Origin of the sequence: Pseudomonas moorei (genome assembly GCF_008801475.1) — a bacterium.
Taxonomy (GTDB): domain Bacteria; phylum Pseudomonadota; class Gammaproteobacteria; order Pseudomonadales; family Pseudomonadaceae; genus Aquipseudomonas; species Aquipseudomonas moorei.
Genome location: NZ_VZPP01000009.1, coordinates 55,996 through 73,860, shown reverse-complemented (window position 1 = coordinate 73,860; position 17,865 = coordinate 55,996). Strand labels below are relative to the sequence as shown.

Genomic DNA, 17,865 nt, shown 5'->3' with positions numbered 1-17,865 from the left:
CAATACGCGCTGAAAAAAGACGCGAGTTCTCATTCCGTGACGGTCGACGACAGTGAGTCGCCCGACCATCCTGCCCAGGTACATGGCGAACAATGACTTCTAAAAACAATCCGGCCACTGCGGTATCCGACCTGACCTTGAGCCCCGCAGCGAACGCGCCTGCCCTTGCTCCGTCAAAGCCTCTGCTGCCGTCACGCCCGCTGGGGACTCAGCAATACCTGTACTTCACGGAAACCAATACCGACCGCATCCTCGATAACCTCGATGGACTGCGCGACATGGTGTTCCCGCGCCCACCGCATCTGGAAGGCGACAACGAACAGCACAACGATCAGGAATTCCCGTCGGTGTGCCTGATCGGCCTGGGTCGTTGCGGCTCGAACATCGCCCTGGACGTCGCGGAGCTGGTGTACAACGCCCGCAAGTTCTACCTCAACGAATTCAATAACGAAGATCGTTTGTCGCCGGACAAACGCTTTGCCGAAAAGGGCTACAGCCCGGCACAGTGGATTCGCAACAATCTGCGCCTGGGGCCGAACAAGGCCACCAAACCGGTGTTCCTGGTAGAGCCGCTGGTCATGCTCGGAGACCTGGACAAAGACATCGCCGGCCGTATTCGCTTCTCGCGCAAGGGCGAAAAGAGCGGATTCCTGCGCGACTACAGCAAGATGAAAATCATGGACTTGTCGGAAGTCCACGCCGGAGGTGCCGGTAACGCGCCGATCCTGGGTCAGTACCTGGCCAAGATCATCCTTAACAAGGACACCCAGCGTTTCTCCAGCCCTGACTGGAAAATGATTCACTCGTACCTGATCGACAGCTGCGGCATCAAAGCCAACCAGTCGCGTCTTTACTTCTCTATCTTCAGTGCCGGTGGCGGTACCGGTTCGGGCATGGCTTCGGAGTTCGGCCTGGCCCAACAGCACTCGTACATGAACAAGACGTTCGACACCAAGCCGATGGATGAGCATGACGGCAAGAGTGGTCATTCCTTCGTCTTCGAGCCGATCTTCACCAGCGGCATCTGCGTGCTGCCGAACATTTCCGATCACCGCAGCGAAATGTCCGAAGCGTTGCATATCAACGCCGGTCGCCTGTTGTGCAAATACCTGTCGGAAGAGTGGGACTTCTCCTACAACTTCGCCAATGAAGACAGCAGCGAAGCCAGCGTCATGGGCCGTATCCGCCCATGGAACGCCATGATGCTGATCTCCAACGACATCATGCGTTACGCCGAAGAGAGCGACGACGGCAACATCCAGAACATTGATGTCAATGCCATGGAAAAGCATGCCAACCAATACATCTCGCAGCAGATCTTCAACATTCTGACGGCGCAAGCGGTCACCACCGACTACGACCAGAATTATTTCCGTCGCGCGGGCATCGACATCGGCGAGACCATTCGTCTCGATGCCAACGACCTGTTCATGAGTCTGGCCGGCCCGGTGGCCATTGCCTACGCCGAATCCGTCGTACCGGAAACCCCGCCGCCGACCAGCGACAAGTTCAAGGTGTTCGAGAAAGAGCCGCAGCGCCTGAACATCGACGACCTGTTCTTCCGCTCCATCGACCTGCCGCACTTCAACAAGGTCACCCAGGCCATCGAGGGCATCAGCCTGCTGCCCATCGAGTCCAAGCGTTATCGGGCGTCGCTGGAGCAGTACAAGAATTCAGGGTATGACGCGGCCGCATTGCACGACCTGCACTTCTTCAAGAACTGCTCGTCGGTGGTGTCGATCGTCTCCCTGCCGAAGGACTACAAACTGTCCTACATGGATCTGAACCGGCTCAAGACCCACCTCAACAGCCTGTTCCCCAACACCACGCTCAAGCGCTATGCACTGGTGATCGGCGCCTCGGCCAACCTGTCCCTGACCACGCTGATCGCCAAGAGCCCATGCCTGTCGGACGACTTCCTGACGCTGATCGTGGCGTTCATCAAGCGTTGCTTTGCGAAAACTCCGTACCGCTTCGATGACACCCTCGACAACTCGATCCTGGACTTCATCATTAATGAACAGTTCGACGAGGACCTGATTGACGACCTGCTCAACGAGTTCGAAAACCCGGCCAAGATCCTCGACACCAACTGGTATGCGATCAAGCCGATGTACGAGAAAAAGTATCGCGAACTGATCAACGACAAGGAGAAGTTTGTCTCGATCAACGACATTCGCCTGTCCCGGGACTGTGTGAAGAAAGCGATCAAGTACCTGCGCGAGATCTACCGTCACCGCATTGGCAAAACCAAGGTTATTTCGCTGAATAACCATACGGGTAAAACCGCTTACTGACACCGACGCCATACCGCGTCTTGGCCAATCGCGAGCGAGCTCGCTCGCGATGACGGCCTCGCAAACCATACAAATCTCAACATCCAGAAACAATTAAGCAGCCCTCAGGCTACTCTCTTAACTGTTCCCGTTACGTTTACGTCACCGTGAGGCTGTGGTCTTTCTCTACGGCAACGTGCCATCACGCTACTCGCCTACACACTTTTAATCGTCAGCACGGCGCACCAAACAAGTGCAGACATTTACGCCCTTGCTCTTTCCTGGATCATTATCCACGGCGAAACGACCACCGCCCACAGCTCGGGATCACGTTCAAAAAGATCCAGCGCCCGCGTTTCAGAGAGCTTGGCGACCTTATCGGCAGCCAACCAGGCAGCCACTTTCTCGCTCTCATCAGTGGCCACAGCCTCGGCGGCGGCGATCAAATCCAGACCAGGGTCGACCCACAATAGGGCACCCTTGGCGAAGAACGGCTCCAACTCCTTCCAGGTAATAGATGCAGTTTCTCCAAGCAGCTTGGCATAGAGGGTGCTAGGTTCTTGAGTCATGGGTCCTGTCCGGAAAAGAAATCGACGCAATGATAACGTCGGTCATCTGGCAGAAAAACCCAGATACACGTGGAGTCACCGAATGAAAAGAGCAGGAATGCCAAGGAATGCACGGAATCTGGCTATTAGCCCTCCAAAGACCCGCCGCAATTCTGTCTTTTTCTTTCAAAAAAGCGACACCCCCGAGTTTTGCCCCCCGCCGCCAGCTTCCCAGGCTGACAATCGGCGCTCTACACTGTACCGGTACAGTTGCCGGGGGGCTTTTCCGGGGGATGTCGTGGATATCTGACCCGGTTCTTGCTGCCAACGGCGCCAGGACTATAAAAAATACAACAGTAAGAGTGGAGCACTATGACTAAGGCTACTAAGCAGATTTCCAAACTGTTTGCCGCTATGGTTCTGGCCGGGGTTGCCAGCCATTCGTTCGCAGCTGACACCATCAAGATCGGCATCGCCGGCCCTAAAACCGGCCCTGTAGCCCAATACGGCGACATGCAGTTCAGTGGCGCCAAAATGGCCATCGAGCAAATCAACGCCAAGGGCGGCGTCGACGGCAAGAAACTCGAAGCCGTTGAATACGATGACGCCTGTGATCCAAAACAAGCGGTCGCGGTCGCGAACAAAGTCGTCAACGACGGCGTGAAATTCGTGGTTGGCCACCTGTGCTCCAGCTCCACTCAACCGGCTTCGGACATCTACGAAGACGAAGGCGTGATCATGATCACCCCGGCTGCCACCAGCCCGGACATCACCAACCGTGGTTACAAAATGGTGTTCCGCACCATCGGCCTGGACAGCGCCCAGGGCCCTGCCGCCGGTAACTACATTGCCGATCACGTAAAACCGAAAATCGTTGCTGTGCTGCACGACAAACAGCAATACGGTGAAGGCATCGCCACCGCCGTGAAGAAAACCCTGGAAAGCAAAGGCGTCAAGGTTGCCGTATTCGAAGGCATCAACGCTGGCGACAAAGACTTCTCCTCGATGATCTCCAAGCTCAAGCAAGCCAACGTCGACTTCGTCTACTACGGCGGCTACCACCCGGAGCTGGGTCTGATCCTGCGTCAATCCCAGGAAAAAGGCCTGAAAGCCAAGTTCATGGGTCCGGAAGGCGTGGGTAACGACTCCATTTCGCAGATCGCCAAGGACGCTTCCGAAGGCCTGCTGGTGACCCTGCCGAAATCCTTCGACCAGGATCCGGCCAACGTCGCCCTGGCTGATGCGTTCAAAGCCAAGAAAGAAGACCCAAGCGGTCCGTTCGTGTTCCCGGCCTACTCGGCTGTTGAAGTCATTGCCGGTGGTATCACCGCCGCCAAGAGCGAAGACCCTGCCAAAGTGGCTGCTGCCATCCACGCCGGTACCTTCAAGACTCCAACTGGCGACCTGAGCTTCGACGCCAAGGGCGACCTGAAAGACTTCAAATTCGTGGTTTACGAGTGGCACTTCGGCAAACCTAAAACTGAAGTTTCGCCTCAGTAAGGCCTTGCCTGACTGACTGCCAACAAAGCCCACGGCGTGCCGTGGGCTTTGTTTTACGAACGTATTGGGCCGCGCTGGCGTGATCCGCTAGTCTCCCCACCTGAAAATCTCAAAACCGTCATCAGCGGTTCGCTGGCAAACCTCGAATTCGAAGTGGATGCAGATCCATGGGGCTCGAGCGGGAAAATGACTCCACCAGTGAAATGCGTATCAGGTTTTTAGGAGCGCTGTAATGCCTGACATCTATCACTTTTTCCAACAGCTGGTTAATGGTCTGACCATTGGCAGCACGTATGCCCTGATCGCCATCGGCTATACGATGGTTTACGGCATCATTGGAATGATCAACTTCGCCCACGGCGAGGTGTACATGATCGGTTCCTACGTGGCGTTCATCGCCATCGCCGGACTGTCCATGCTGGGACTCGACAGTGTTCCACTGTTGATGACCGCCGCTTTTCTCGCCACCATCGTGGTAACCAGTGCCTACGGTTACAGCATCGAACGGATCGCCTACCGCCCACTTCGCGGCAGCAACCGTCTGATCCCGCTGATTTCCGCCATCGGCATGTCGATCTTCCTGCAGAACACGGTTCTGCTGGCGCAAGACTCCAAGGACAAATCCATTCCCAACCTGATTCCGGGCAACTTTTCCATCGGGCCAGGTGGCGCACATGAAGTGCTGATTTCCTACATGCAAATCGTGGTGTTCGTGGTGACCCTGGTCGCCATGCTCGGCCTCACGCTGTTCATCTCCCGCTCTCGCCTGGGTCGCGCCTGCCGCGCCTGCGCCGAAGACATCAAGATGGCCAACCTGCTGGGTATCAACACCAACAACATCATCGCCCTGACCTTCGTCATCGGTGCCGCGCTGGCGGCCATCGCTGCCGTGCTGCTGAGCATGCAATACGGCGTGATCAACCCGAACGCCGGATTCCTGGTCGGCCTCAAGGCCTTCACCGCTGCGGTATTGGGCGGTATCGGCAGCATTCCGGGCGCCATGCTCGGCGGGCTGGTACTTGGCGTGGCGGAAGCCTTCGGTGCCGATATTTTCGGCGACCAGTACAAGGACGTCGTGGCGTTCGGCCTATTGGTTCTGGTGTTGTTGTTCCGGCCAACCGGCCTGCTGGGCCGTCCGGAGGTTGAGAAAGTATGACTAGGAATCTTAAACAGGCGTTGTTCAGCGCCTTGCTGGTGTGGGCCGTGGCCTACCCGGTACTCGGTCTGAAGCTGACCATCGTCGGCATCAACCTCGAAGTCCATGGCACCAGCAACGCCACGCTGATCACCATCGCCGTGTGCTCGGTGCTGATGTTCCTGCGTGTGATCTTCGACCGGCAGATCAGCTCGGCCTGGCGCTCCTCGCCCGGCGTGCCGCTGATTCCGGCCAAGGCCAGTAACTTCCTGACCCTGCCGACCACCCAGCGCTGGATCATCATTGCGCTGATCGCCGGTGCGCTGGTCTGGCCGTTCTTCGGCTCGCGCGGCGCGGTGGACATCGCGACCCTGGTGCTGATCTACGTGATGCTCGGCCTCGGCCTGAACATCGTGGTCGGCCTGGCCGGCCTGCTCGACCTCGGTTACGTCGGCTTCTACGCCGTCGGCGCCTACAGCTACGCGCTGCTGTCGCACTACTACGGTCTGAGCTTCTGGATCTGCCTGCCAATCGCCGGCCTGATGTCCGCCACCTTCGGCTTCCTGCTCGGTTTCCCGGTACTGCGTCTGCGCGGTGACTACCTGGCGATCGTGACCCTGGGTTTTGGTGAGATCATCCGTCTGTTCCTGCGTAACCTGACCGGCCTCACTGGCGGTCCGAACGGTATCAGCAACATCGAGAAACCGACGTTCTTCGGCCTGACATTCGAACGTAAAGCCGCTGAAGGGATGCAGACCTTCCACGAGTACTTCGGCCTGGAATACAACTCGATCAACAAGGTGATCTTCCTTTACCTGGTTGCGTTGCTCCTGGCTCTGGGTGCGCTGTTCGTCATCAACCGCTTGCTGCGCATGCCGCTGGGCCGCGCGTGGGAAGCATTGCGTGAAGACGAAATCGCCTGCCGCGCACTGGGTCTGAACCCGACCGTCATCAAGCTTTCGGCCTTTACCCTGGGTGCCAGCTTCGCCGGTTTTGCCGGCAGCTTCTTCGCTGCCCGTCAGGGCCTGGTGACGCCAGAGTCCTTCACCTTCATCGAGTCGGCGATCATTCTCGCCATCGTCGTGCTGGGTGGCATGGGCTCGCAGCTGGGTGTGATCCTCGCGGCCGTGGTGATGATCCTGTTGCCGGAAATGATGCGTGAGTTCAGTGAGTACCGCATGTTGATGTTCGGTGCCTTGATGGTACTGATGATGATCTGGCGCCCTCAGGGTCTGCTGCCCATGCAACGTCCTCACATGGAGCTGCGCAAATGAGCCGCGAGATCCTGAAAGTAGAAAACCTGAGCATGCGCTTCGGCGGCTTGCTGGCGGTCAACGGCGTAGCCTTGAGCGTGAAAGAGAAACAAGTGGTTGCCCTGATCGGCCCCAACGGTGCCGGCAAGACCACCGTATTCAACTGCCTGACCGGCTTCTACAAGCCAAGCGGCGGCATCATCCTGCTGGACGGCGAGCCGATCGAAGGCCTGCCTGGCCACAAGATCGCCCTCAAAGGCGTAGTGCGCACCTTCCAGAACGTGCGGTTGTTCAAGGACATGACCGCGGTCGAGAACCTCTTGATCGCCCAGCATCGTCACCTGAACACCAACTTCCTGTCCGGCCTGTTCAAGACTCCGTCGTTTCGCAAAAGCGAACGCGAGGCCATGGAGTTCGCCGAATACTGGCTGGAAAAGGTTCATCTCAAGGAGTTCGCCAACCGTCCGGCCGGCACCCTGGCCTACGGTCAGCAGCGTCGCCTGGAAATCGCCCGCTGCATGATGACCCGCCCGCGGATCCTCATGCTCGACGAGCCCGCAGCCGGCCTGAACCCGAAGGAAACCGAAGACCTCAAGGCGCTGATCAGCGTGCTGCGCGAAGAACACAACGTCACCGTGCTGTTGATCGAACACGACATGAAACTGGTCATGAGCATTTCCGACCACATCGTCGTGATCAACCAGGGCACGCCGTTGGCCGACGGTACGCCGGAACAGATCCGCGACAATCCTGAAGTGATCAAAGCCTACCTGGGGGAAGCGTAAATGCTGCAGTTCGAAAACGTTTCCACCTTCTATGGCAAGATCCAGGCCCTGCACAGCGTCAACGTGGAAATCCGCCAGGGCGAAATCGTGACGCTGATCGGCGCCAATGGCGCGGGCAAATCCACCCTGCTGATGACCCTCTGCGGCTCGCCGCAGGCTCACAGCGGCAGCATCCGTTACATGGGTGAAGAGCTGGTGGGGCAGACCTCGGCACAGATCATGCGCAAGAGTATTGCCGTGGTTCCGGAAGGCCGTCGGGTGTTCTCGCGCCTGACCGTGGAAGAAAACCTCTCCATGGGTGGTTTCTTCACCGCAAAGGGCGATTATCAGGAGCAAATGGACAAGGTCCTCGGACTTTTCCCACGCCTGAAAGAGCGCTTTAACCAACGCGGCGGCACCATGTCCGGCGGTGAACAGCAAATGCTTGCCATCGGCCGTGCGCTGATGAGCAAACCCAAGCTGCTGCTGCTCGACGAGCCATCGCTGGGCCTGGCACCGATCATCATCCAGCAGATCTTCGACATCATCGAACAACTGCGCAAGGACGGTGTGACGGTGTTCCTGGTAGAGCAAAACGCCAACCAGGCGCTGAAAATCGCCGACCGTGCCTACGTGCTGGAAAACGGTCGTGTGGTGATGCAAGGCACCGGTGAAGCACTGCTGACCGATCCGAAAGTGCGCGAAGCGTACCTCGGCGGCTAAGGCTTTACGGCAGACAAGAAACGGCCTTCGGGCCGTTTTTTTATGCCCGCCACCTCTATAGCCATACAGATCCTTTGTAGGAGCGAGCTTGCTCGCGAAGAACCTGAGAGCGCCGCGTTCATCAAGGCCGTCCTCGTTAGCGTTGACGACCATCGTCGGACCCGCCCGGAGCAAGCTTGCTCCTACAGCCGATCCAGCGCCTCCCCACTGCGTTTGAACCAGCCAATCAGATAATCCGACAACACTTGCGTACGCTTGGGCAGCCCACCCTGATACGGATGCACCAGGTACATCGGCATGCTCCGGGTCTGATAATCGCGCAGGAGCCAGCGCAAACGTCCGTCAGCCAATTCCGCGGGCAGCAAGTAGGACGGCAAACGCGCAATACCCGCGCCGGCCAGGGCGGCCTTCTTCAACAGGTTGTAATGGTTGCTGGCAAAGGGCCCGGACACGCGCACCCGCAACAATTCATGTTGCTGGTGATACAGCCATTCTTCCCGACCGCTGTAGTGGCTGTTGAGCAGGCAGCGATGGTCGGCCAATGCCTGAGGCGTCAGCGGCTCGCCGTATTGCTCGAGATACGCCGGGCTGGCGCAGGTCATTTCGTGCCACGCCAGCAACGGGCGCGCCACCAGGCGCTGGTCATTGGCCACATCCGAGCGAACCGCGAGGTCATAGCCATCACGGGATAAATCACGATAGTTGTTGCTCAGGTCCAATTCGACCTGCACCTGTGGGTACCGGCTCGAGAACTCCAGCAGCAAGCCATCGAAAAAGGTCTCTCCCAGCGAAACCGGGACTGTCATTCGCACCGGGCCGGCCATGTCGTCCTTCAGTCGTGCCAAGGCCTGACGCGCCCGATCGACCTGCACCACCAGCGCCTGCGCCTGCGGCAGCATGGCAGCGCCAGCGGCCGTCAGGCTCAAGCGCCGTGTGGTGCGCTGCAGCAAGACCACGGAAAACTGCGCTTCCAACTGACTGATCCGCTTGGACAGTTGCCCCTTGCTGCAACCCAATTGTTGCGCCGCCAGGGTAAAACTCCCCGCCTCGACCAGCACCGCGAACGCCGCGAGATCATCCATTTCGCTCATGGATTGTTTCCAATAGAAAACCAAAGGTTGCCTATTAGCGCGCTTATCAACGTAAAAAACCACTCTAAACTGAAGCCTCATTCCACCCACTCGAGGATCAGCACCATGAAAATTCTTTTGATCGGCGCAGGCGGCACCATCGGTTCAGCGGTCGACAAGGAGCTGTCTCAACGCCACGAAATCGTCCGCATCGGCCGCAAGAGCGGTGATTTTCAAGTGGACATCAGCGACAGCGGGTCGATTCGCAAGCTGTTCGAGCAAACCGGAAAATTCGATGCGCTGATCTGCGCCGCCGGTAACGTGACCTTCGCACCGCTGGCCGAAATGACGGAGGAGAGTTTCGCCCTGGGCCTCAAAGACAAACTGATGGGCCAGGTCAACCTGCTGCTGATCGGTCGCGAGTTCGCCAATGACGGCGCTTCGTTCACTTTCACCACCGGCGTACTCAGCCACGACCCGATCCGTAGCGGTGCCTCGGCAGCGTTGGTCAACGGTGCACTGGACAGTTTCGTCCGCGCCGCCGCCATCGAACTGCCACGTGGCCTGCGAGTGAACTCGATCAGCCCGAACGTGCTGGCTGAAGCCATGGGCAAATACGCGCCGTACTTCCGTGGTTTCAAACCGGTTCCTGCGGCGGATGTCGCACTGGCCTACGCCAAAAGCGTGGAAGGCCTGCAGACAGGCCAGACCATTCACGTGGGCTAAAGCCTTGTGATGAACGGTCAGGCTGAGTAACGTGGCGGCACTTGTCAGGAGACCCCAAGATGCGTGCCGCCCGTTCCTTAGTCCTCGTTGCCCTGCTTCCGTTGTTCGCCGCCTGCCAGTTAGTCGACGGCTCGCGTGAAAGCGCCTCCCATGTCGGCCAGACCCGCCTGCAAGGCCAGTTGAGCGCAGCCGATGGCAAGCTGTTGTTCCAGCCTTGCGGCGAACAGCGTCGTTATGTGGTCAACGACACAGGCGGCACCAGCGTCCTGCAACAGGCGGCCAGCCTGGCCGATACCCGGGGAACGCTGTTTGCCGACGTGCGCGGGCGGATCGTTTCCGGCAGCGGCGACGGTCAGTTCGACCTGGAAACGCTGTACCGCGTCGAGCGCTCGGGCACGGCCTGTGACGATCCCAACTTCAAATTGCTGATCCTGCGCGCCGCCGGCCATTCCCCGGAGTGGAACGTCAAAGTCAGCGGCAAGGGCATGGTCATCGACCGTGCCGGCCAGCCTCCCCTCGCCGTCCCGTATGTCGAAGAACAACTGGGCGATGGCCGCTTCAACCTCAGCACCGAAGCCAACAATCAGCACATCGAACTGTGGGTCGCGCCGCAACGCTGCGTCGACGGCAGCACCGGCAGTATTCAGCACATGAGTGCCGAGTTGCGCATCGATGGGCAGGTACAGCGTGGCTGCGGGTATTTCGGCGGTTCGCGCAACGACTGATCGTTTTTGCCTCACGGGACCGGGCGTTTGAGGCTTATAATCGCCGGCTTCAAACGCCCTGGCGCAGTTGTGCGCCCCGCGAACCGGATCCCGTCATGTTACGAATCACCGAACTCAAGTTGCCGATCGACCATCCCGATGATGACCTGCGCCCTGCCATTGTGCAGCGCCTGGGCATTGCCAGTGATGACCTGCTCGACTTCACCCTGTTCAAGCGCAGCTACGATGCGCGCAAGAAATCTTCCGAGCTGTGCTTCATCTACACCATCGACCTCACCGTGCGCGATGAGGTCTCGGTTCTGCACAAGTTCGCCGATGACCGTAACGTCAACGTGGCACCGGATGTCAGTTACAAAATGGTCGGCCAGGCGCCGGCTGACCTGAGCGTCCGCCCGATCGTCGTCGGCTTCGGCCCCTGCGGGATCTTTGCCGGGCTGCTGCTGGCTCAGATGGGTTTCAAGCCGATCATCCTCGAACGCGGTACCGAAGTGCGCCAGCGCACCAAGGACACCTGGGGCCTGTGGCGCAAAAGCGTGCTCAATCCCGAGTCCAATGTGCAGTTCGGTGAAGGCGGCGCCGGGACATTCTCCGACGGCAAGCTTTACAGCCAGATCAAGGATCCGAAATTCCTCGGTCGCAAAGTCCTGCATGAGTTCGTCAAGGCCGGTGCGCCGGAAGAAATCCTCTACGTCAGCAAACCGCACATCGGTACGTTCCGACTGACTGGCGTTGTGGAAAACATGCGTGAGCAGATTCGCGCCCTGGGCGGCGAAGTACGCTTCCAGCAGCGGGTTACCGATGTGTTGATCGAAGACGGTCAACTGGTTGGTGTCGAACTCAATGGTGGCGAGCAAATCCACTCCAGGCATGTGATTCTGGCCCTCGGCCACAGTGCCCGCGACACCTTCCGCATGCTGCATGGCCGCGGCGTGTTCATGGAAGCCAAGCCGTTCTCGGTGGGCTTCCGCATCGAGCACCCGCAATCGCTGATCGACCGCGCACGCCTTGGCAAATACGCCGGGCACCCGAAACTCGGCGCCGCCGACTACAAACTGGTGCACCACGCCAAGAACGGTCGCTCGGTGTACAGCTTCTGCATGTGCCCAGGCGGCACGGTGGTGGCGGCGACCTCCGAACCGAATCGCGTCGTTACCAACGGCATGAGCCAGTACTCGCGCAACGAGCGCAACGCCAACTCCGGGATCGTCGTCGGCATTACCCCGGAAGTCGATTACCCGGGCGGTCCACTGGCGGGTATCGAGTTGCAGGAACGCCTGGAGTCCCACGCCTTTGTGCTGGGCGGCAGCAACTATGAAGCCCCGGCGCAGCTGGTCGGCGACTTCATTGCCGGCAAGCCGTCCACCGAACTGGGCACTGTCGAGCCGTCCTACAAACCGGGCGTTGCCTTGGGTGACCTGGCCCTGGCCCTGCCGGCATTCGCCATCGAAGCGATTCGCGAAGCCTTGCCGGCGTTCGAGAAACAGATCCGTGGTTATTCGCTGCATGATGCGGTGTTGACCGGTATCGAAACCCGTACTTCGTCGCCGCTACGCATTACCCGTAACGAGTCGTTGCAAAGCCTGAACGTGAAGGGCTTGTTCCCGGCCGGTGAAGGCGCGGGTTATGCGGGTGGGATTCTGTCGGCGGGTGTCGATGGCATTCGCATTGCCGAAGCCGTGGCACGGGATATTCTCGGCCTGCAAGCCTGATACAAATCAAAGGTGGGAGCGGGCTTGCTCGCGAATGCGGTTGATCAGTCAATATCTCTATTGAATGTGACCCGGTATTCGCGAGCAAGCCCGCTCTCACATTGGTTTTCGGTGTGTCAGATATTGGCGCGCAGAATGCTGGCCGGCAGGGGCTCGCCGCGCTCGACCGTTGCCGCAACCGATTCGATCAACCCGCTCAACGCGTACCCCTCGGCCTTGAGCCAATCCTGATCGTAGTAAGTCGTGGCATAGCGCTCACCGCCATCGCACAAAATCGCCACGATCGACCCTGTCTCTCCCGCCGCGGCCATCTGCTGTGCCGCCATCAATGCCCCGATCAGATTGGTCCCGCTTGATCCGCCCACATGACGACCCAGACGCTCGGCCAGGTAATGCATGGCCGCCAGTGACAATGCATCCGGCACCTTGACCATCGCGTCGATCACCTTGGGCAGAAACGATGCCTCTACCCGTGGCCGGCCTATGCCCTCAATGCGTGAGCCATGAGGCAGGCGCAAGCTGGCGTCGCCGCTCTGGTAATAATCAAAAAACACCGAACGCTCGGCATCGGCACACAGCACGCGGGTGCAATGCTGGCGATAACGCACATAGCGCCCCAGGGTCGCCGTGGTGCCGCCGGTGCCAGGGCTGGAAATCAGCCAGCTCGGCTCTGGGTGCTGCTCGAAACGCATCTGCTGGAAAATTGATTCGGCGATGTTGTTGTTCGCCCGCCAGTCGGTGGCGCGTTCGGCGTATGTGAACTGATCGATGAAATGCCCATCGTGTTCACGGGCCAGGCGCTCGGACTCGGCATAGATCTGTGTCGGATCATCCACCAAATGACTCTGGCCGCCATAGAAAGCGATCTGTGCGATTTTTTCCCTGGAGGTGGTTGCCGGCATAACGGCAATGAACGGCAAGCCCAGCATGCGGGCGAAGTACGCCTCGGAAATCGCCGTCGAGCCGCTGGACGCCTCGATCACCGGCGCGCCGGGCTTGAGCCAGCCGTTACACAGGGCATAAAGGAATAATGAACGGGCCAGACGGTGCTTGAGGCTGCCAGTGGGATGGCTTGATTCATCCTTGAAGTACAACTCGATGCCCGGAAAACCCGGCAGCGGCAAAGGGATCAGGTGGGTGTCGGCGCTGCGCTGGAAGTCGGCTTCAATGATCCGGATGGCTTCGCGGGCCCACTGTCGGTTGTCGCTCATGATGGTTTTCTCGTGAAATCGGGCAGGAGTCGGCCTTGTCGCAAGCCTCAGCCATCAAGCTTAGGAAAAATCCTACATCACGCACAGGTACAGCTGAGCTTCAATACGCCCGGCAACTGCTAGGCTCATGACCTTGCAGGACGATCGCGTTGTAACGACATATAACAAAAAAGAATATAACTTTTGTTTTAACAACTAACCGTACGGGTTAGGGTGTCCCACCTTTTTAATTCATCGATGGAGAGCAACCTTGCCTCTGCGTAGCACTTTCACGCGTTTCTTTCAGTTGGAAGCTGCCAGCGGTCTGTTACTGATCGCTGCGGCTGCCCTCGCTTTAGTCATCAACAACTCGCCGCTGTCATGGCTGTACAGCAGCTTTCTGGATACTCCGGTGGTGGCGCAGATCGGTGCGCTGCAAATCGCCAAACCGGCGCTACTCTGGATCAACGACGGCTTGATGGCCCTGTTCTTCCTGCTGATCGGCCTGGAGGTGAAGCGCGAGGTCCTCGACGGTCAGTTATCGAAACCTTCGCAGGTCGTCCTGCCCGGTGCCGCAGCAATTGGCGGCATGGTCGTGCCGGCTCTGGTCTACTGGTTTTTCAACCGTGACAACCCCGCCGCGCTCAGTGGTTGGGCCATTCCAATGGCGACTGATATCGCCTTCGCCCTTGGTGTCCTTGCACTGCTGGGCAAGCGCGTGCCGGTATCACTGAAACTGTTTTTGATGACCCTGGCCATCATTGATGACCTGGGCGCGATCATCGTCATCGCGATCTTCTACTCGGGAACCCTGTCGACCCTTTCACTGGCACTCGCCGGGACGTGCATTGTTGCATTGATCGCGATGAACCGGCTCGGCGTGGTCAAGCTCGGTCCTTACATGATCATCGGTTTGATCCTGTGGGTATGCGTTCTCAAGAGTGGTGTCCACGCGACGCTGGCCGGCGTCACTCTGGCGTTCTGCATCCCGTTGCGCACGAAAAACGCCGAACCCTCACCACTGCTGAACCTGGAGCATGCCCTCCACCCATGGGTGGCCTACGGCATCCTGCCACTGTTCGCCTTCGCCAACGCCGGCCTGTCCCTAAGCGGCGTCACCGTCGAGAGCTTCACCCACCACGTGCCAATGGGCATCGCGGTCGGCCTGTTGCTGGGCAAGACCCTCGGCGTATTCGGCCTGACCTGGCTCGCGGTAAAAATCGGCATCGCCGCCCTGCCCCAAGGTGCCAACTGGGGTCAGGTGCTGGGTGTAGCGGTCCTCTGTGGGATCGGATTCACCATGAGCCTGTTTGTCGGCTCCCTGGCCTTCGAACCGGGTGTCAGCGACTATGCGGGTATGGATCGGATGGGGATTTTGACCGGTTCGATACTGGCTGCGTTGATCGGTTATGCGGTGACGGCGATGTCGAGTCGCAAGCACGCTGCGTTGCCATCCTGAGAATCAGAGGCCACTTTTAAGGTCGTCAAAGAGCCAACCGGAAGCCACAAGGTAGCCCGGCTCAGCCAGAACAACCGCTTCACCAACAAAAAACCCCGACCAGTTCACCTGATCGGGGTTTTCTTTAACGCTTATTCTGGCTTAGTGCGAAACGCGGCTGGTCCCGCCAACGGTGGAAATGCGTACACGCTCACCCACGCGGAACACTTCGTTCGGCTGAACTTCCTGGACATAGGCGCGCATGCTGCCGTCGTCTTCGCGTACGGTGATCTCGACACCTTGGGTACGAGTCAGGCCTTCTTCGGCTGCCGAACCCACCAGGCCGCCGGCGACTGCGCCGATGACCGCAGCGACGATGCTGCCCTTGCCGCCACCGATGGCGCTACCGCCAACGCCGCCAACGACTGCACCGGCAGCGCCGCCGATTGGGGTCTTGGTACCTTCGATTTTCACCGGACGCAGGGATTCGATGGTGCCCATGCGAACGGTCTGCACGCGACGCGCTTCGTCACGGGAGTAGGAGTCACCGGTCAGGCTCGATTGGCAGCCGGCGAGCAACATCGCCATCGTGGAAAAGGAAGCAACCAGCAAAACAGACTTACGCATAGCATCAACTCCAAAGGACAAGTAATCATTTAACTCCGAGGCTTGACGCCTGTCACGGCATCGCCCGGATAAAAATGTTTTGATTCAGGACATGTACAGGCACTTTCACGAATTTCATCACACGGTAGCGGGAAATTCTTCGATCTGCGCGACTGACCCAGGATTTTCATGGATTACTTTATCATTGTCGTCACTACGGTTGCCGGTTTGTACTTCCATGGGTGGTTGTACGTGCGGATCAAACGCTGGATGGACCGCGATCTGGCTCTGGCACTGGCCGGAAAGGACGAGCGGAAAAAAGCGTTCATGCTCCAGCAACTGGCGAACGCTCAAGCGCAAAAGATCAAGCGTCGAGACCTGCCGCAATGGCTGGAAGCCGCTGCGGCAGACTATCCCGATCAGTAGACTGCTTAGGGCGCCAGACGCTCAAGCGTCCAGTCGGCGCCCTGCAAGCGATAGTTCAGGCGGTCGTGCAAGCGACTAGGACGACCTTGCCAGAACTCGATGCGCTCCGGCAGCAGACGGTAACCGCCCCAATGTTCCGGGCAGTGCGGCTGGGTGTCGCTGAAACGTTGTTCGGTGTCCTTGAGCAGCGCTTCCAGTTCGGCGCGGTCGGCAATCACCCGGCTCTGGGGCGAAGCCCAGGCACCGAGGCGGCTGCCCAACGGGCGAACCTGATAGTAAGCATCGGACTCTTCAGGCGTGACCTTCTCCACCCGCCCCTCGATGCGCACCTGGCGCTCCAGGGTTGGCCAGAAAAAGGTCATGGCCGCGAACGGATTCGCAACCAGATGCTGGCCCTTGGCACTGTCGTAATTGGTGAAAAAGGTAAAACCCTGCGCATCCAGCCCCTTGAGCAAGAGGATACGGCAGTGCGGTCGACCGTCCTGATCGACCGTGGCCAAGGTCATGGCGTTTGCCTCCACCGGCGCCTGTTCGGTTTTCACCGCCTCGGCGAACCATTGGTGGAACAGCGCAAACGGCTCGGCCGGGGCTTGCGCCTCGGTCAAGCCATCACGGGTGTAATCGCGACGCATATCAACCAGGGCCTTGGTCATGGCATTTTCCTTTTGGTTAACGAATCACTGCTTAGTGGTATCGGCGTCGGCGGCTTTTTTCGTGTCTGCAGCAGCTTTGGCCGGTGCAGTCTTTTTCGCTGGAGTCGCGGTTTTAGCCGGAGTCTTCTTGGCGGTGGCTTTCTTGGCCGGCGCTTTTTTCTTCGCTGAAGCCGTAGCTTTCTTGGCCGCCGGTGCCGGGGTCACTGGCTTGGCAGCTGGCTTGACGTCTTGCGCGGCAACCATCGTCACCGGCGCCGGGGCCGGCATGTTGTACTTGCTCAGCAATGCAACCATGGTGTTCTGCGGAGTGACCAGCAACTCTACACGACGGTTCAAGGCACGGCCTTCAGCGCTGTCGTTGGCGGCACGCGGGGCATCACCGCCCATGCCGCGCAGCATCAGGCGATCACGCTGCAGACCGCTGAGACGGAAAATCGCGGCCACCGCTTGCGCGCGCTCCTGACTCAACGTTACGTTGGCCGCTGCGGCTCCCGAGGTATCACTGTGGCCCAGCACCAGTACAGCAGTCTTCGGATCGACTTCGAGGACTTTCGCGACGCGGGTGAACGGGCCAAGGGTCACGGGCAGCAGCATCGCCGGGCGAGCCGGGTTGAACGAGCCTTCGACCGGTGCCGTCACCACCAGCACGTTTTCACGACGCTCAAGTTGCAGGTTGCTGCCCTTGATCGCTTCGCGCAGGCGCGGTTCGTAGTCGTCGAGCCAGGCCTGGGTCACTTTAGGGTCCGGCATCGGCACGGCCTTGGCGGTGCCCTGCTCCTTGGTGGTGCTCTGCTCCTTGCCACCGAACGGCCACCACCACTTGGTACCGGCATCGGCATCGGCCTTGGCAACCGGAGCGGCAACGGCAGGTTTCAGCGGGGCAGGCGCCGGGGCTTTGGCTGCGACTTTGTCGGATGAACCAAACGGCCACCAACTGCCGCCATCTGCATCATTTTTAGGAGTCTGTGCACAACCGGTAATAGCGAAGCACAGTGCCAAAGCGAGGGTTGGTTTGGATGACATTGGATATCCACAAAAATGAAGTCATAAAAATCAGGCCGGATTGGCCCGCTAAAACAGACGGTTGGAAACTTAAAAGGCTTTCGGGTTCCAGCTCCGAAAC

At 59.0% G+C, this 17,865-nt stretch carries 17 protein-coding genes; 11 read left to right on the top strand and 6 right to left on the bottom strand.

What is annotated here, in order from left to right; genetic code table 11:
• Positions 1-92 precede the first annotated feature (92 nt).
• The gene (locus F7R06_RS18240; RefSeq protein ID WP_090317167.1) at positions 93-2,297 is read left to right on the top strand and encodes a hypothetical protein; all 2,205 of its coding nucleotides are present in this window, start codon (positions 93-95) and stop codon (positions 2,295-2,297) included.
• A gap of 242 nt (positions 2,298-2,539) precedes the next feature.
• Here the strand turns inward: F7R06_RS18240 and F7R06_RS18235 are convergent, their stop codons facing one another.
• On the bottom strand, positions 2,540-2,845 hold the full coding sequence (locus tag F7R06_RS18235) for a DUF2288 domain-containing protein (protein WP_090317164.1): 306 nt from the start codon (positions 2,843-2,845) through the stop codon (positions 2,540-2,542).
• A 351-nt stretch (positions 2,846-3,196) separates the two neighbouring features.
• Between F7R06_RS18235 and F7R06_RS18230 the strand changes: the two genes are divergently transcribed.
• From F7R06_RS18230 to F7R06_RS18210, 5 genes are all read left to right on the top strand, one after another.
• Positions 3,197-4,324, top strand: coding sequence for a branched-chain amino acid ABC transporter substrate-binding protein (locus F7R06_RS18230; protein ID WP_090317162.1), 1,128 nt, complete (start codon positions 3,197-3,199; stop codon positions 4,322-4,324).
• A gap of 232 nt (positions 4,325-4,556) precedes the next feature.
• Positions 4,557-5,480 carry a high-affinity branched-chain amino acid ABC transporter permease LivH gene (livH, locus tag F7R06_RS18225; RefSeq protein WP_090317159.1) on the top strand — a complete coding sequence of 308 codons (924 nt, stop codon included), beginning with the start codon at positions 4,557-4,559 and terminating at the stop codon, positions 5,478-5,480.
• On the top strand, positions 5,477-6,733 hold the full coding sequence (locus tag F7R06_RS18220) for a high-affinity branched-chain amino acid ABC transporter permease LivM (protein WP_090317156.1): 1,257 nt from the start codon (positions 5,477-5,479) through the stop codon (positions 6,731-6,733). Before livH ends, F7R06_RS18220 begins: the two co-directional genes overlap by 4 nt.
• Complete coding sequence (livG, locus tag F7R06_RS18215; RefSeq protein ID WP_090317153.1) at positions 6,730-7,497, top strand: high-affinity branched-chain amino acid ABC transporter ATP-binding protein LivG; 768 nt, start codon at positions 6,730-6,732, stop codon at positions 7,495-7,497. The genes F7R06_RS18220 and livG overlap by 4 nt, the downstream gene beginning before the upstream one ends.
• Positions 7,498-8,199 carry an ABC transporter ATP-binding protein gene (locus F7R06_RS18210; protein WP_060541114.1) on the top strand — a complete coding sequence of 234 codons (702 nt, stop codon included), beginning with the start codon at positions 7,498-7,500 and terminating at the stop codon, positions 8,197-8,199.
• 182 nt (positions 8,200-8,381) lie between these two features.
• Here F7R06_RS18210 and F7R06_RS18205 read toward each other — a convergent pair whose 3' ends face one another.
• On the bottom strand, positions 8,382-9,290 hold the full coding sequence (locus tag F7R06_RS18205; protein WP_090317150.1) for a LysR family transcriptional regulator: 909 nt from the start codon (positions 9,288-9,290) through the stop codon (positions 8,382-8,384).
• Between the two features lie 105 nt (positions 9,291-9,395).
• On the opposite strand from F7R06_RS18205, the gene F7R06_RS18200 reads away from it, so the two are divergent.
• The 3 genes from F7R06_RS18200 to F7R06_RS18190 all read left to right on the top strand — a co-directional run bounded on the left by F7R06_RS18200 (position 9,396) and on the right by F7R06_RS18190 (position 12,429).
• The gene (locus tag F7R06_RS18200; RefSeq protein WP_090317147.1) at positions 9,396-9,995 is read left to right on the top strand and encodes a short chain dehydrogenase; all 600 of its coding nucleotides are present in this window, start codon (positions 9,396-9,398) and stop codon (positions 9,993-9,995) included.
• Positions 9,996-10,054: 59 nt separating this feature from the next.
• Positions 10,055-10,720 (top strand): COG3650 family protein, encoded by a 666-nt coding sequence (locus F7R06_RS18195; protein WP_090317144.1) that lies wholly within the window; start codon positions 10,055-10,057, stop codon positions 10,718-10,720.
• A gap of 95 nt (positions 10,721-10,815) precedes the next feature.
• Positions 10,816-12,429: an NAD(P)/FAD-dependent oxidoreductase gene (locus tag F7R06_RS18190; protein WP_090317140.1), complete on the top strand. Its 1,614-nt coding sequence runs from the start codon at positions 10,816-10,818 to the stop codon at positions 12,427-12,429.
• 116 nt (positions 12,430-12,545) lie between these two features.
• Here the strand turns inward: F7R06_RS18190 and F7R06_RS18185 are convergent, their stop codons facing one another.
• Positions 12,546-13,643 (bottom strand): PLP-dependent cysteine synthase family protein, encoded by a 1,098-nt coding sequence (locus F7R06_RS18185; RefSeq protein WP_174552472.1) that lies wholly within the window; start codon positions 13,641-13,643, stop codon positions 12,546-12,548.
• A gap of 247 nt (positions 13,644-13,890) precedes the next feature.
• On the opposite strand from F7R06_RS18185, the gene nhaA reads away from it, so the two are divergent.
• Positions 13,891-15,078 carry a Na+/H+ antiporter NhaA gene (gene nhaA / locus F7R06_RS18180; RefSeq protein WP_090317132.1) on the top strand — a complete coding sequence of 396 codons (1,188 nt, stop codon included), beginning with the start codon at positions 13,891-13,893 and terminating at the stop codon, positions 15,076-15,078.
• Between the two features lie 141 nt (positions 15,079-15,219).
• Here nhaA and F7R06_RS18175 read toward each other — a convergent pair whose 3' ends face one another.
• Positions 15,220-15,684 carry an outer membrane lipoprotein gene (locus tag F7R06_RS18175; protein ID WP_090317129.1) on the bottom strand — a complete coding sequence of 155 codons (465 nt, stop codon included), beginning with the start codon at positions 15,682-15,684 and terminating at the stop codon, positions 15,220-15,222.
• Between the two features lie 168 nt (positions 15,685-15,852).
• Between F7R06_RS18175 and F7R06_RS18170 the strand changes: the two genes are divergently transcribed.
• The gene (locus F7R06_RS18170) at positions 15,853-16,089 is read left to right on the top strand and encodes a hypothetical protein (RefSeq protein WP_090317126.1); all 237 of its coding nucleotides are present in this window, start codon (positions 15,853-15,855) and stop codon (positions 16,087-16,089) included.
• 5 nt (positions 16,090-16,094) lie between these two features.
• On the opposite strand, the gene pdxH is transcribed toward F7R06_RS18170, so the two are convergent.
• On the bottom strand, positions 16,095-16,742 hold the full coding sequence (pdxH, locus tag F7R06_RS18165) for a pyridoxamine 5'-phosphate oxidase (RefSeq protein WP_090317123.1): 648 nt from the start codon (positions 16,740-16,742) through the stop codon (positions 16,095-16,097).
• A gap of 24 nt (positions 16,743-16,766) precedes the next feature.
• Positions 16,767-17,765 (bottom strand): OmpA family protein, encoded by a 999-nt coding sequence (locus F7R06_RS18160; RefSeq protein WP_090317119.1) that lies wholly within the window; start codon positions 17,763-17,765, stop codon positions 16,767-16,769.
• Between the last annotated feature and the right edge of the window lie 100 nt (positions 17,766-17,865).